Here is a 13,996-nt window from a genome sequence, read left to right as displayed (position 1 = left end):
ATCCCTATAAGTAGGTGGGCGTTAAAAATTGTCGTTGGGGCAAGGGAACAGGGAACAGGGAACAGGAAGAGAGTTTTGAGCGATTTTACTTTTCTTCACATACCTTTAAATTTTCTTGTTCACCTACTTAGCTTTTTGATTATTAAGCGGCAACTCTTGCATTTTGTCTAGGAATTTTATCTAAAATAGCTTCTGCTAAAGAAAATGAAAGATTTCTTTGTATAACGGGCATTTCTTGCCAGCAGGTGCGACAAAACCAGTATTTATGTGAACTAGATATATGTCGTAAAAGTAAATTAGAACAGCAAGGACAGTAATTCATATATTTCTAAATCCTATTACTAAAAATCTTGCTCCTATCTGGTAGCCAGTTGACTAGCCGAGTAGGAATCAGAGACCAATTTGTTATATCTTTAATATAGTTGATAAATGTGAGGAAGTTGTGAGGATTCTTACTATCTCAAAATATACTGTAATATTGCGAAACAACCTGTCAATATTTACGTTACATTTCGTTAATATTTTCCTCACAAGTTCCTCAAATTTTGTTTGTATAAAATAATTATGAAAACAAAAAGTATCAGGATTTACTAAAAGCTTTTTAACTAAAATATTTGTAGGTTTTCAAGGACTCAAAAATATGCTGGAAACACGACGCAATCAAGAAACCGATCACCCAGCCGCCAAAGAACAGGCATTAATCCTGCCTTTTAATACCGTTGGGATTGCAGATATTCCCTTTGTCGGTGGAAAAAATGCCTCTTTGGGCGAAATGATTCAGCAGTTAAAATCAAAGGGAGTCAAAGTTCCAACTGGGTTTGCTACCACAGCTTTCGCTTATAGATATTTCATCACCAACGCAGGTTTAGAAGTCAAACTGAGAAAGATTTTTGCAACATTAGATGTAGAAGATGTTGACAATTTGCGCCAATGTGGTAAACAAGCGCGATCGCTGATGTTAGAAACGCCATTTCCGTTAGAATTGCAAGGAGCGATCGCTAGTTCCTATCAAGCGTTATGTCAAGAATACGGTGAAGATACGGATGTGGCAGTGCGTTCTAGCGCCACCGCTGAAGATTTACCCGATGCCAGTTTTGCAGGACAACAAGAAACTTACCTCAATGTTCACGGACTCAAAAGCTTATTAGAATCCTGCCATAAATGCTTTGCTTCCATTTTTACTGACCGTGCTATTTCTTACCGCCAACTCAAAGGTTTTGATCATTTTGAGGTCGCACTATCAGTAGGCGTACAAAAAATGGTACGTTCTGACTTGGCTAGTTCTGGTGTCATGTTCTCCATTGATACGGAAACCGGTTTTAAAGATGCAGCGTTAATTACAGCAGCTTATGGTTTAGGTGAAAACGTCGTTCAAGGTGCAGTTAATCCCGATGAATATTTAGTATTTAAACCCACCTTGACAAAAGGATTTAAACCCATTCTCCAAAAACGTTTGGGAACAAAAGAAATTAAAATGGTTTATGATGTTGGCGGGACAAAATTAACTAAAAACGTCTCTGTTCCCGAATCAGAACGCAAACAATTTGCTTTAAATAATGACGAGATTTTACAACTCGCCGAATGGGCTTGCATCATTGAAGACCATTATTCCCAAGTCCGGGGTATGTTTACACCCATGGATATTGAATGGGCAAAAGATGGGATTACGGGAGAATTATTTATAGTCCAAGCTAGACCAGAAACAGTCCAATCTCAAAAATCTAAAACTGTTCTCAGAACTTACATCCTCAAAGAAAAAGGTGATGTTCTCTTAACAGGTCGTAGCGTTGGCGAAATGATTGGACAAGGTAAATCCAGAGTTATTCTTGATGTCCATCAAATCAACCAATTCCAAGCCGGAGAAGTGTTAGTAACTAACCGCACAGATCCAGACTGGGAACCAATTATGAAACGTGCCAGCGCCATTGTGACTAACTCCGGTGGTAGAACTTGTCACGCTGCAATTATCGCTAGAGAAATGGGAATTCCGGCAATTGTTGGTTGTGGAAATGCGACGACAGTATTAAAAACAGGACAGGAAATAACTGTTAGTTGTGCTGAAGGTGAAACAGGCAAAGTTTATGCAGGTTTATTAAACTTTGAAATTCAAGAATTACCTTTAGATAATCTGCCTCGTACCCGCACTAAAATTATGATGAATGTGGGCAACCCAGAAGAGGCTTTAGGTTTAACTGCCATTCCTAATGATGGTGTGGGTTTAGCAAGGATGGAATTTATTATTGCTAACCACATTAAGGCACATCCTTTAGCATTGTTACACTTTGATGAATTAGAAGACGAACTGGCAAAATATAAGATTGCGGAATTAACAGCCCAATACGAAAATAAAGCCGAATTTTTCGTAGCTCAATTAGCGCAAGGTATTGGTACAATTGCCGCAGCATTTTATCCCAAACCTGTCATAGTTCGTTTGTCTGATTTCAAGAGTAACGAATATGCAAACCTTTTGGGTGGTAGACAATTTGAACCCAAAGAAGAAAACCCGATGATTGGTTGGCGTGGTGCTTCTCGCTACTATGATCCTCGTTATCGTGAAGGTTTTGCCCTGGAATGTCAGGCCATGAAACGGGTACGGGATGAAATGGGTTTAACCAATATGGTGTTGATGGTTCCTTTCTGTCGCACTCCCGAAGAAGGAAAACGGGTAATCGCAGAAATGGCAAAAAATGGCTTGGTACAGGGTGAAAACGGCTTGCAAGTTTATGTAATGTGCGAGTTACCGAGTAACGTGGTGTTAGCAGACGAATTTAGCCAAATCTTTGACGGTTTCTCTATTGGTTCTAACGACTTGACACAGTTAACATTAGGATTAGATCGAGATTCTGAGTTAGTGGCACATTTGTTTGATGAACGTAATGAAGCTGTTAAAAGGACCATTGCCAAAGCGATCGCCACTGTGCAAAACTATGGTCGCAAAATCGGTATCTGCGGTCAAGCCCCTAGCGATTATCCAGAATTTGCGCGGTTTTTAGTAGAATTGGGAATTGATTCTATTAGTCTTAACCCTGATTCTGTGATCAAGACAATGTTAGAAATTGCCTCAGCAGAAGGTAATTCATAGAATAACTAAAGGGTCTGGTTGATAGCAACTAGACCCTTCACTTGTCTGCGGTTATTCCTTTCAATCAACTCTCCTCAACTGACTTAGGTTGACTGGTTTTGCAATTCTTACCCGAACCTCCTATCATCGCCTCTTCTACAGATCCTGGTTTGGCCTTACTCCCATGACTTACATCTAAGAGTGTTACCACTTTTGTTGATGTTAGAGGTTCTTTGCAATCCTATCTATATATTATAGCCGTTCTCATGCTAGTGAAGTACAAAGTTTTTTCGTTTTAGGGAACAGGGAACAGGGAACAGGGAACAGGGAACAGGGAACAGTGAATAAATTGGTGTGTACTTCATTAGACTGGGAAACGCCATAAGTAAGTCGGCGGGGAGTAATTTTTTCATTTTCAATGATTAAAAATTATTTCTGGATCTGGTTAGTGATAAGATGGTTCATACATACTTACAGAGTATCACTTAGGTTTTCTTATTATTGATTTGCTTAAAGACTATCTTCAATTCACAAAAACCTAGTGTTAACTTAGCCTCATACCCATTAGGATTATTTTAACTATAGATTATATGCAATTAAACGAGCAGGTAGTTAGTTTAACAAATTTACATCAAGTTATAAATCGTTATCCCTTAACGATTAGTCGTGATAGTCATCTAATAGATGCTACTATCTTGATGAATCAAGGAAAAAGCAATAAAGCATTTAGCAAAGACAGCCAAAAATCAAGTAGCTATGTTTTAGTGGTAGAAGAAGAAAAATTATTAGGAATATTGACGCTTAGAGACATACTAAGATTAACATCTTTGAGTATAGACTTTTCTAAGACAAAAATATCGGAAGTGATGACCCAGCAACTCATCACCTTAAAACAATCTGATTTCCAGGATATTTCTAAAGTCTTATCAATATTGCAACAGCAGAGAATCCATCATTTACCAATTATTGATGATGAGGGAAAACTACTAGGACTAATAACTGAATCTGAAATATTGCAAGAGTTGGATATAGTGAGAATAGCTGGTGTTGTTGACAGCATACAGCAAATAAGAGAATTAGGTACTGAAAATAACGATTTATTAGAAAGATTGGTAGATGAAAAAATTACTCAAGAGATAAAAATCAAAGAAAAACTGCAACAAACTATAGAAGAATTGCAAATTGTTGAAGAAGAAATCCGCCAACAAAACGAACAACTACTTATTGCTAATGAAATTACTGAATTAGAACGCAGACGTTATCAAAATTTATTTGAATTTACACCTTGTGGTTATTTAGTAACTGATAATGATGGCATTATTCAAGAAGCTAATCACACAGCTTCATCCTTATTATCTATAAACCAAAAGCATCTCTTAGGTAAACCAATCAGAATTTTTATTGCTCAATCAGAGCGGTGTAATTTTATCAACAGACTAGCAAATTTGCAACAGTTCCAAGAATGGGAAGTTTCCCTGCAACCACGACGAAAAAAGCCCTTTCCTGCTAATATGAAAATAGCAGCTATGTATGATTCTCAAGGTCAACAAAGTGGCTGGAGTTGGTTATTATCTGATATTAGCGAACGGAAGCAATCAGAAACTGCCGTGCGTCTAGCTACTGAAGAGTTAGAAAAAATAGTAGCAGAACGTACATCAGAATTGGTAGTCGCCAATCAAGCTTTGCAACAAGAAATTAAAGAACGCAAGGAAACAGAAGCAGCACTGCGGAAAAGTGAGGGAATATTTCGTCAATTTGGTGACAATATTCCCACGCTGGTTATCTGGATTAGCTGCTATAAAACGGGGAAAACGCTATATATAAATCCTGCTTATGAAAAAATATGGGGTCGTTCCTGCCAAAGTTTGTGGGAAAATCCTCAATCGTGGATAGAATCCATTCATCCCGAAGATCGCATCTTAACAGAAGCACGGCAAAATCTTCCAAACACAGAGGCTTCTAATGTAAAATACCGTATTGTCAGACCAGATGGATCAATCCGCTGGATGTTGGTTAGATGCTTTCCCATCACAAATGAACAAGGAGAAATTCAATATTTTAGTGGTATCGCCGAAGATATCACTGAGCAAAAACAAAAAGAACAGCAAATCTACGAACAAGCTGCTTTATTAGATATTGCTACTGATGCCATTTTTGTCCGAGATTTCCAGACAGAAATTTTATTTTGGAGTCAAGGTGCAGAGAGGATTTACGGTTGGGAAAAAGATGAAGCTGTGGGTAAAAACCTCAAGGATATTTTCTCTTCTGAAACCACATCTCAAGCAGAAGCAACTGCACTCAAAACTGTAGTGAAGTCGGGAACTTGGCAAGGTGAGTTACATAAATTAACTAAATTCGGCCAGAAAATTCTTGTTCAAAGTCGTTGGACATTGATGTTTGATGACGACGGACAACCAAAATCTATCCTCATTGTAGATACTGATATTACAGAAAAGAAACAACTAGAAGAACAATTTTTACGCACCCAGCGATTAGAAAGCCTGGGTACATTAGCCAGCGGTATGGCCCACGACTTGAATAATATATTGACACCTATTTTAGTCGCATCCCAATTAATTAAAGGCAGATGTGCTAAAGATAAAGAACGTCATCCCCATCTTCTATCTATGATTGAAATTAATGCTAAACGCGGTGCGGCTTTAGTTAAGCAAGTTTTATCTTTTGGGCGAGGATTTAAAGGAGAAAGAACAATTGTGCAAGTTAAACACTTGCTGACGGAAATTATTCAAATTGGTCAACAAACATTTACCAAATCCATCGAATTTAGTATCCATATACAGGAAAACCTGGGGACTATTTGTGGAGACAGCACACAAATACATCAGGTATTAATGAACCTGGTAGTTAATGCCCGTGATGCGATGCCAGTCGGTGGACTGCTGACAATTTCTGCGGAAAATAGATTTATTGATGAAACTTATACCCGCATGAATCTTGATGCTAAAGTCGGTCATTATATTGTAATTACGATTACCGATACAGGTATGGGAATGTCTTCAGACATATTAGATAGAATTTTTGAACCATTTTTCACTACTAAAGAAGTCGGTGTTGGCACGGGATTGGGTTTATCAACGGCATTAGGAATTGTTAAAAGTCATTATGGTTTTGTTACAGTCTCTAGTCAAGTGGGTAAAGGCAGTACATTTCAGGTATTCTTGCCTTCTTTAGAATCTCCTCAACCTCCTGATGTGGAACAATTAGAAATCGCACCAGGAAAAAAAGAATTGATTTTAATAGTCGATGATGAACCTCAAATTCGTGACCTAGCTAAAATCATTTTGGAAAATAATAATTACCAAACCTTAACTGCTAGTAATGGCCTTGAAGCTATCTCTCTTTATGCTCAACACAAACAGCAAATCAGCGTGGTTTTAATGGATATGATGATGCCAGAAATGGATGGGATTACGGCAATTTACAGTTTACAAAAAATTAACCCCCAGGTACAAATAATTGCTTGTAGTGGATTGGGTACAATCGAGTTATTACCAGAATCATCGGAAACAAAAGTACAAGCAGTTTTATTAAAACCTTACACTGCTAATGAATTATTGCAAAACTTAAATCAAGTAATTGGTAATTCGTATATTATCTAACTTACATTAAAGTAAATTGAGTTTTTGCAAAGCATTTGTAGCTGCTTGTTTTTCTGCATCTTTCTTTTTCTTACCTTTTCCTTGACCATAGATTCTACCATTTATTTCTACTTGAACAGTAAACTCTTTATTGTGATCTTGTCCAGTTTCTTGGATAGTCCTATATGTGGGAATATCAAACCCATTTTTTTGAGCGTGTTGTTGTAATGAATTTTTAGCATCAACTAAACTTTCTAAACTGATATCTTCAGGAATTTTATCCTCAACAACTGATGCAAATAAAGGATATACTAATTCTTGGACAGATTGGATACCAGAATCTAGATAATATGCACCAATAATAGCCTCAAAAGTATTACTCAATAGAGATTCTTTTTTGCTACCATCCTGTGATTTTTCTCCTTTACCTAATAATATCCATTGTCCCAAATTTAATTTATCGGCTAATTTTGCTAATTGCGGATTATCAACTAGACGTTCTTTTAATTTACTTAATTCACCTTCAGAAATATCCCCGTACACTTGATAAATATAAGCACCTGCTAAGAAACCCAAAATACAATCTCCTAAAAATTCTAATTGTTCATTATCTTTATTGATTCTATTTTCATAGGCATAAGAACGATGAGTTAATGATCTTTCTAATAAAGTAACATCTTCAAAAGGAATATTATTCAGAATTCCAGCTAAACGTTCCTTAATTCTTATTTCTTGACTAGATAGCTGTTGTGTGCGTTTTTGACTCCGATTTTGTTCTTGTATTAGATTTTGAAAAATCTTTTGTTTATATTTTTCAACTTCTTGTGATTCTTCGGCTTCAATAGCTTGTAATAAACGATAAATACTATCTATAGCACGATAAGCATCTTCTGTAAAAAATGGTGTATTATGCGCCCATTTATTGCGAATATCAATAATTTCACTGGTAAATGCTCTTTCAACAGCAGATAAATGGGGTTTAAACACTCTGTCCCATCGTTTTGTCATCACAGAAAGTAATGATGATATATCTTGCTGTAACCGTTCTTCTGTAGTTCGTTTTAAATTTGTATCTGGAGATAAGCATTGTCCAGCTTGAGCAAGCCATTGGTTAGTATACTCAAGTTTCATTTTCTGTTCAACATAAGGATATAAACCTTGAGAAAGTAATTCGAGGCATTTTCCAATTGCGTCACGGTTATTTAACATATTCCAGATGCAGATGATCTTAAAAGATTTTGAGATACATAAAGACTTAATACAGTTGTATATATAATACAGTTGTTATTATAATGGAGATTACACTTGAAAATGAAATTAATATTATACAGTAAACCCGATTGTCATCTCTGTGAAGGCTTGCAAGAGAAGTTGGAAAAAATTGAACATCTCAGTTTTGAGTTGGAAATTCGAGATATTACTACTCGTGAAGATTGGTTTGCGGCTTATCAGTATGAAATTCCGGTTTTGTTTTTATCGAACCACAGAGGCACGGAGGACACAGAGGAGTTACAACCTATACCCCGTCCTTCTCCTCGTGCTAGTGTCAAGCAATTGGAACAAATGCTTTTAAAATATATTCCCAATTCAGAAAAAAATAATGCAGAATAAGCGCAAGGTTAGCTTGTAGCAAGGTGTGGTATATGAATTTACGGGAATTATTGGCGGCGGTAGATGGTGTAGAATATCCAAATATTGCGGATGTGGAAGTTAAAGGGATAAAAACTAACTCCCATGCCTGTGATGTGGGAGATTTGTTTATGGGAATGCCTGGAACTAGGGTTGATGGGGGTGAGTTTTGGCCTAGTGCTTTAGCTGCTGGTGCTGTTGCGGCTATTGTTTCCTCGGAAGCAATGGCAAAAAATCCGCCTACACCTGATTCTGTGGTGGTTAGTGCCAGTAATATGAATAAAGCTTGCGCTCAAGTTTCTGCGGCTTTTTATGGTTATCCTGGACAAAAGTTGAAGATGGTGGGTGTTACCGGCACGAATGGTAAAACCACAACTACCCATCTGATTGAATATTTTCTCACGAAAGCTAATTTAGCGACGGCTTTGTTAGGAACTCTTTACACTCGCTGGCCTGGTTTTTCCCAAACTGCGGCTTTTACTACTCCTTTTGCGGTGGACTTACAGCAAAGTTTAGCTGCTGCTGTTAACGCTGGTTCTGAGTTTGGGGTGATGGAAGTCAGTTCCCATGCTTTAGCGCAGGATAGGGTGTTTGGTTGTCCGTTTGAGGTGGCTGTATTTACTAATCTTACCCAAGATCATCTTGACTATCACAAGGATATGGAGGATTATTTTGGGGCGAAGGCTTTGTTATTTAGCCCTGATTATCTTCAAGGTCGGGCAGTGATTAATGCTGATGATGAATATGGTAAACGTTTAATTGCTGATTTAAGTAAGGAACAAGTTTGGACTTATAGCGTTAATGATAATCATGCCGATTTTTGCATGAGTAATTTAAATTATCAGCCAAATGGTGTGAGCGGAATTTTACATACTCCCAAAGGTGATACAGCTTTTAGTTCGCCTTTGGTGGGACAATATAATTTAGAAAATCTTTTGGCTGCTGTTGGTGCGGTTTTACATCTGGGTTTAGATTTACAAGTTGTAGCAAATTCTATACCTGATTTTCCAGGTGTGCCGGGAAGAATGGAACGGGTGCAAATTACTCCTGACCAAGATGTGAGCGTGATTGTGGATTATGCTCACACTCCTGATAGTTTAGAAAATTTACTGAAAGCTGCCCGTCCTTTTATACCTGGAAGAATGATTTGTGTGTTTGGGTGTGGGGGAGATAGAGACAGGACAAAACGCCCGAAAATGGGTAAAATAGCCGCAGAACTGGCTGATATTGCGGTGGTGACATCGGATAATCCCCGCACGGAAGACCCAGATAAGATTTTAGAGGATGTTTTGGCAGGTATTCCTGATACAATTCAACCAATGGTAATTTGCGATCGCGCTACGGCAATTCGGACTGCTATACTGGCAGCTAAACCCGGTGATGGGGTATTATTGGCAGGTAAAGGCCACGAAGATTATCAAATTCTGGGGACTGAAAAAATCCACTTCGATGACCGGGAACAAGCACGGGAAGCTTTACAAGCTAGAATTACGATTCCAGGATAAAAGCAGCTTACGGACGTTTTTAGGTAAATAAACTACGTTTTAATTAAGGTTTCACGTAAAGGCGCTAAGGAGCAAAGGTATTAAGAAAGAATTTAATTCTTTTAGCTCCTGAACTCCTGACTCCTAAACTCATGAGAAGTAACCAGAAATCAGTTAGATTAACTATTGAGTTGCTAAGAATTTAGTTCCTACAAAGTCTACTTGTTTTGAGTCGCTAGAGGGGCAAATATGCCAAGAACACAGAAAAACGATAATTTTGTTGACAAGTCTTTTACGGTTATGGCAGACATAATCCTGAAAATTTTGCCAACTAACAGGAAAGCTAAGGAAGCTTTTGTTTATTACCGAGATGGAATGTCAGCACAAGCTGAAGGTGAATACGCTGAAGCACTAGATTATTATCAGGAAGCCTTAACTCTAGAGGAAGACACCAACGACAGGAGTTATATTTTTTATAATATGGGTCTGATTTATGCTAGTAATGGCGACCATGAGAAGGCTTTAGAATTTTATCACCAAGCTGTTGAGTTGAATCCTCGTCTACCCCAAGCTTTGAATAACATCGCTGTGATTTATCATTTTAAGGGTGAAAAGGCTAAGGAAGAAGGGGATAATGACGCTGGAGAAGCACTTTTTGACCAGGCTGCAGATTATTGGGTGAGAGCAATTCGCATGGCTCCCAATAATTACATTGAAGCGCAAAACTGGTTAAAAACTACCGGGCGATCGCAAATTGACGTATTCTTTTAACCTGGGGACTGGGGACAAATCAAGTCAAAAGTCAAAAGTCAAAAGTCAAAATTAAAGAACTTTTGCTTCTTTCCTCTTCACTGTCACCTGTTCCCCTATTCCCTATTCTCTATTCCCTATTCCCTATTCTCTGACTATGATAGATCGTGAACAAGTCCACAAAGTTGCTAATCTCGCTCGGTTAGAATTGACACCAGATGAAGAGGAGATATTTACTACCCAACTCGGTAGTATTTTGGAGTATATCGAACAACTGAGTGAACTTGATGTCACCGATATACTTCCGACAACTAGAGCAATTGATGTTAGTAATGTGACACGAGAAGATAATTTACAACCCTATCCTGATAGAGAAGCTATCCTCAGCAGCGCACCTGAACAGGAAGGTGATTTTTTCAAAGTTCCTAAAATCCTCAATGCTGATTAGATAGCAATTATATGAGGAGTCAGGAGTCAGGAGTCAGGAGTAAAACCCTCTTGTATTCACAGGGAACTCTTAACAGAAAAAACTCATGTTTAAAAACATGAGATTGAAATAATGACACTGTTTTTTCTGACTGAGCTTTAAACTCAGAACTAAAGTTTCTTATCTGTTCCCTGTTCCTTGTTCCCTGTTCCCTTTTTTGTAAGAGTTTCATTATCAATTGATGTCCTAACCACCCTGTCCACGGCTATAAAATCAAAACTTTTTTGGGGTGGGAATATTTCTCACCCTGATTTTTTGCTTAGATTTGATTAAATGATCCTACAAAAAAACCTGCTTTCGCGGGACTGTACACAACAAAACCATGAAGTCTAAAAATTTTACTTAACCGTGTTAGCTATAATAAGCTTGTTCTGCTTCAAGTTGACGGATTAGGTTTTCATCACCTTTGGATTTAGCTACTTCTAAACGGTGTTTTACGCTTTTTTGAATATTCTGTCTGTGTGCTTCGTTGGCTTTTTGAACTGCTTGGAGTCTATTACTACTCATAACCATAACCTCTTTAAGTTGATTTTTATGTCATGTTTTTTTAACATAGCATACCTTTTGTAGCTCTTGTTACAGATTTTTGTAAAATAATATATATTAATGATGAGTCAATCAAAAATCCTGACTTTATTGAGTGATTTTGGTGATAAGGATGTTTATGTAGGGGTAATGAAAGGTGTAATAGCCCAAATTAACCCAAATTTGACCTTAATAGACTTAACACACCATATTCCACCGCAAAACATCGCCGCAGCTAGATTTTGCTTGATGAATGCTTATGCTTATTTTCCCAAAGGTACGGTACATTTAGCAGTGGTAGATCCGGGGGTGGGTAGTAAAAGGAGAGCGATCGCAGTAGAATTAGCTCAAGGCTATCTTGTCGGACCCGATAACGGTATTTTCAGCGGTGTCATTTCCCAGCATTCGGTAATTGCAGCAGTAGAATTGACAAATATTAACTTTTGGCGTGTATCTCAACCTAGCAGCACTTTTCACGGTAGAGATATTTTTGCACCAGCAGCAGCGCATCTAGCAAGTGGTGTATCTCTGCAAGAACTAGGAAGGGAAATCAATCCTGAAACTTTGGTAAAATTGGATATTGGGGAATGTTGGGAAAATACAAACGGTGTAGCGGGTTGTATTCAATATATAGATCACTTTGGTAATTTAGTTAGTAATATTCCCGCAAGTTATGTACAGGGTAAAAATTGGTGTGTGCAGGTTCAAGGTTTGACTATACCAGGATGTACAACTTACAGTGATGTGGAAGTTGGGGAAGCTTTAGCTTTAGTTGGTAGTCACGGTTGTGTCGAAATTGCTGTAAATAGTGGTAATGCACAGATACAATTGCAAATTAAATATCTTGATAATTTACAGGTCTTGTTTTTGCAAGGTTGCTAATTTATACTGAAAGAGGAGTTTCACGCAAAGGCGCAAAGGAGCAAAGGAAGAGAAGAAGTGAGAATGTGAGATTTAAGGTATAAAATTACTGTCAACGCAAAAACAAAATGAACCCAAGATTATCAATAACCTTTATTTTCGGAGCTTTACTAGCTTTAGCTACCACCCTCAGCATCAGTGAACCTAGCTATGCTAGAGGTACTACATTCTATTGTGGCAGAAGTGGCGGTCAATATTTCACCTTTGCCCGAACAGAAGATGGGAGAATATACCGGGTTATGGGTTGGACATCAACAGACTTCCCCACACCTTATAATCCCAAAAATCGGTGTTACGAAGTATCATCAAGATTTCAGCGCAATTATGATAATGGTACACTGCGAAAAATCGCCAGTGGGATAGTTAACAGACAACCTGTAATTTGCTCTGGAAGTGACGCTAATACCATCTGTAATAGCAGGAATTTATTATTTACTCTCAAAACAGGTGCAAATAGGAAAGCGGTAGCTAACAGACTATTTAATCGGAATGCTTTAGCAGCGGGTAAAATTCTGACTCAAAATGGTGATCCTGACGATATTATGTTTGATTTTGATATCTATTTCCAGCAGTTAACAAGTGAGTAAAAAATTATCCTATCTTTTTAAATTGCTTGATTTTAACATCATTAAACTAATTACCTGTGTTAGCGGTTTATCTCTCCTCCTGTCAACATCAACTGCTAACATCGGTGTTTCTGCGGGAAATGAAAGTAAAAATGGAAATGTTGAACAACTAAAACCCGAACTTTCCCAAACCCAGTTAAAACAACAAGGGAAAGATATTAGCGTCAAAGTGCTATCAACAGAGTTCCTGGGTTCAGCAATTTTGCTGAAAAAGCAAGATAACATCTATACAGTTTTAACCAATGCTCATGTATTAGCAGCAGACAAACCACCTTATAAAATAGTAACTCCAGATGGAAAGCTGCATAAGGCAGAAGTATCAAAAACAGCAAAGTTAGAAAAATATGATTTAGGGATATTAGAATTTTCCAGCACAGAAAATTATGCAGTTGCAGTTATGGGAGAGAAACCCAAAACCGGAGACGAAGTATTTGTATTTGGTTTTCCCATCAACCAGGAAAACAGCACAGTTAAAGAACTGACACTCACCACCGGAAAAATAGCCTTAGTCTTAGAAAAAGCACTAGAAGGCGGATATCAAATAGGATACACTAACCAACTCGACAAAGGCATGAGCGGGGGACCATTATTAAATAAACAAGGTGAGTTAGTCGGTGTTAACGGGATGCACGCTTTTCCTATTTGGGACAATCCCTCAACATATATTGATGGTACACCAACAACGGAAACATTACATCAACAAATTATCCGTTTAAGTTGGGCAGTACCCATAAAAAAATTAAACATTAAACATTCTCGTTCCCAGTCTCAGACTGGGAATGCAAAAGGTGAGTCTCTGACTCACAACATGGTAAAATAACATTGATGATTTTTGTCAGAATCAGGACACCCTTCGGGAAGTCAAAAGTCAAAAGTCAAAAGTCAAAAAATTAATGATATTTAGAGTTTTGAGG

12 protein-coding genes are annotated in these 13,996 nt (G+C 37.7%); 9 read left to right on the top strand and 3 right to left on the bottom strand.

What is annotated here, in order from left to right; all coding sequences use genetic code 11:
* Positions 1–142: 142 nt before the first annotated feature.
* A complete protein-coding gene (locus VB694_RS04110) occupies positions 143–322 on the bottom strand; it encodes a hypothetical protein (RefSeq protein ID WP_323359042.1) in 180 nt (59 codons plus the stop codon).
* A 318-nt stretch (positions 323–640) separates the two neighbouring features.
* Between VB694_RS04110 and ppsA the strand changes: the two genes are divergently transcribed.
* Together ppsA and VB694_RS04100 are read left to right on the top strand one after the other, a co-directional pair.
* Positions 641–3,082, top strand: coding sequence for a phosphoenolpyruvate synthase (gene ppsA / locus VB694_RS04105; protein WP_323359041.1), 2,442 nt, complete (start codon positions 641–643; stop codon positions 3,080–3,082).
* Positions 3,083–3,651: 569 nt separating this feature from the next.
* Positions 3,652–6,681 carry a PAS domain S-box protein gene (locus VB694_RS04100; RefSeq protein WP_323359040.1) on the top strand — a complete coding sequence of 1,010 codons (3,030 nt, stop codon included), beginning with the start codon at positions 3,652–3,654 and terminating at the stop codon, positions 6,679–6,681.
* A 6-nt stretch (positions 6,682–6,687) separates the two neighbouring features.
* Here VB694_RS04100 and rnc read toward each other — a convergent pair whose 3' ends face one another.
* The gene (gene rnc, locus VB694_RS04095) at positions 6,688–7,869 is read right to left on the bottom strand and encodes a ribonuclease III (protein WP_323359039.1); all 1,182 of its coding nucleotides are present in this window, start codon (positions 7,867–7,869) and stop codon (positions 6,688–6,690) included.
* Between the two features lie 102 nt (positions 7,870–7,971).
* Between rnc and VB694_RS04090 the strand changes: the two genes are divergently transcribed.
* The 4 genes from VB694_RS04090 to gatC all read left to right on the top strand — a co-directional run bounded on the left by VB694_RS04090 (position 7,972) and on the right by gatC (position 10,971).
* Entirely contained in the window at positions 7,972–8,271 is a 300-nt protein-coding gene (locus tag VB694_RS04090; protein WP_323359038.1) for a glutaredoxin family protein, read from the top strand.
* Between the two features lie 32 nt (positions 8,272–8,303).
* The gene (locus tag VB694_RS04085) at positions 8,304–9,794 is read left to right on the top strand and encodes a UDP-N-acetylmuramoyl-L-alanyl-D-glutamate--2,6-diaminopimelate ligase (RefSeq protein WP_323359037.1); all 1,491 of its coding nucleotides are present in this window, start codon (positions 8,304–8,306) and stop codon (positions 9,792–9,794) included.
* 228 nt (positions 9,795–10,022) lie between these two features.
* The gene (locus VB694_RS04080; RefSeq protein ID WP_323359036.1) at positions 10,023–10,544 is read left to right on the top strand and encodes a photosystem I assembly protein Ycf3; all 522 of its coding nucleotides are present in this window, start codon (positions 10,023–10,025) and stop codon (positions 10,542–10,544) included.
* A gap of 136 nt (positions 10,545–10,680) precedes the next feature.
* Positions 10,681–10,971 (top strand): Asp-tRNA(Asn)/Glu-tRNA(Gln) amidotransferase subunit GatC, encoded by a 291-nt coding sequence (gene gatC, locus VB694_RS04075; RefSeq protein ID WP_323359035.1) that lies wholly within the window; start codon positions 10,681–10,683, stop codon positions 10,969–10,971.
* A gap of 390 nt (positions 10,972–11,361) precedes the next feature.
* On the opposite strand, the gene VB694_RS04070 is transcribed toward gatC, so the two are convergent.
* Complete coding sequence (locus tag VB694_RS04070) at positions 11,362–11,517, bottom strand: hypothetical protein (protein ID WP_323359034.1); 156 nt, start codon at positions 11,515–11,517, stop codon at positions 11,362–11,364.
* 102 nt (positions 11,518–11,619) lie between these two features.
* Between VB694_RS04070 and VB694_RS04065 the strand changes: the two genes are divergently transcribed.
* The 3 genes from VB694_RS04065 (at position 11,620) to VB694_RS04055 (ending at position 13,902) form a co-directional block, all read left to right on the top strand.
* Positions 11,620–12,417 carry an SAM-dependent chlorinase/fluorinase gene (locus VB694_RS04065; protein WP_323359196.1) on the top strand — a complete coding sequence of 266 codons (798 nt, stop codon included), beginning with the start codon at positions 11,620–11,622 and terminating at the stop codon, positions 12,415–12,417.
* Between the two features lie 107 nt (positions 12,418–12,524).
* Positions 12,525–13,043, top strand: coding sequence for a COP23 domain-containing protein (locus tag VB694_RS04060; protein ID WP_323359033.1), 519 nt, complete (start codon positions 12,525–12,527; stop codon positions 13,041–13,043).
* The gene (locus VB694_RS04055) at positions 13,036–13,902 is read left to right on the top strand and encodes a serine protease (protein WP_323359032.1); all 867 of its coding nucleotides are present in this window, start codon (positions 13,036–13,038) and stop codon (positions 13,900–13,902) included. The genes VB694_RS04060 and VB694_RS04055 overlap by 8 nt, the downstream gene beginning before the upstream one ends.
* Positions 13,903–13,996 lie beyond the last annotated feature (94 nt).

The organism is Anabaena sp. UHCC 0451, assembly GCF_034931405.1.
Lineage (GTDB): Bacteria > Cyanobacteriota > Cyanobacteriia > Cyanobacteriales > Nostocaceae > RDYJ01.
This window is presented reverse-complemented; position numbering and strand designations above follow the sequence as displayed.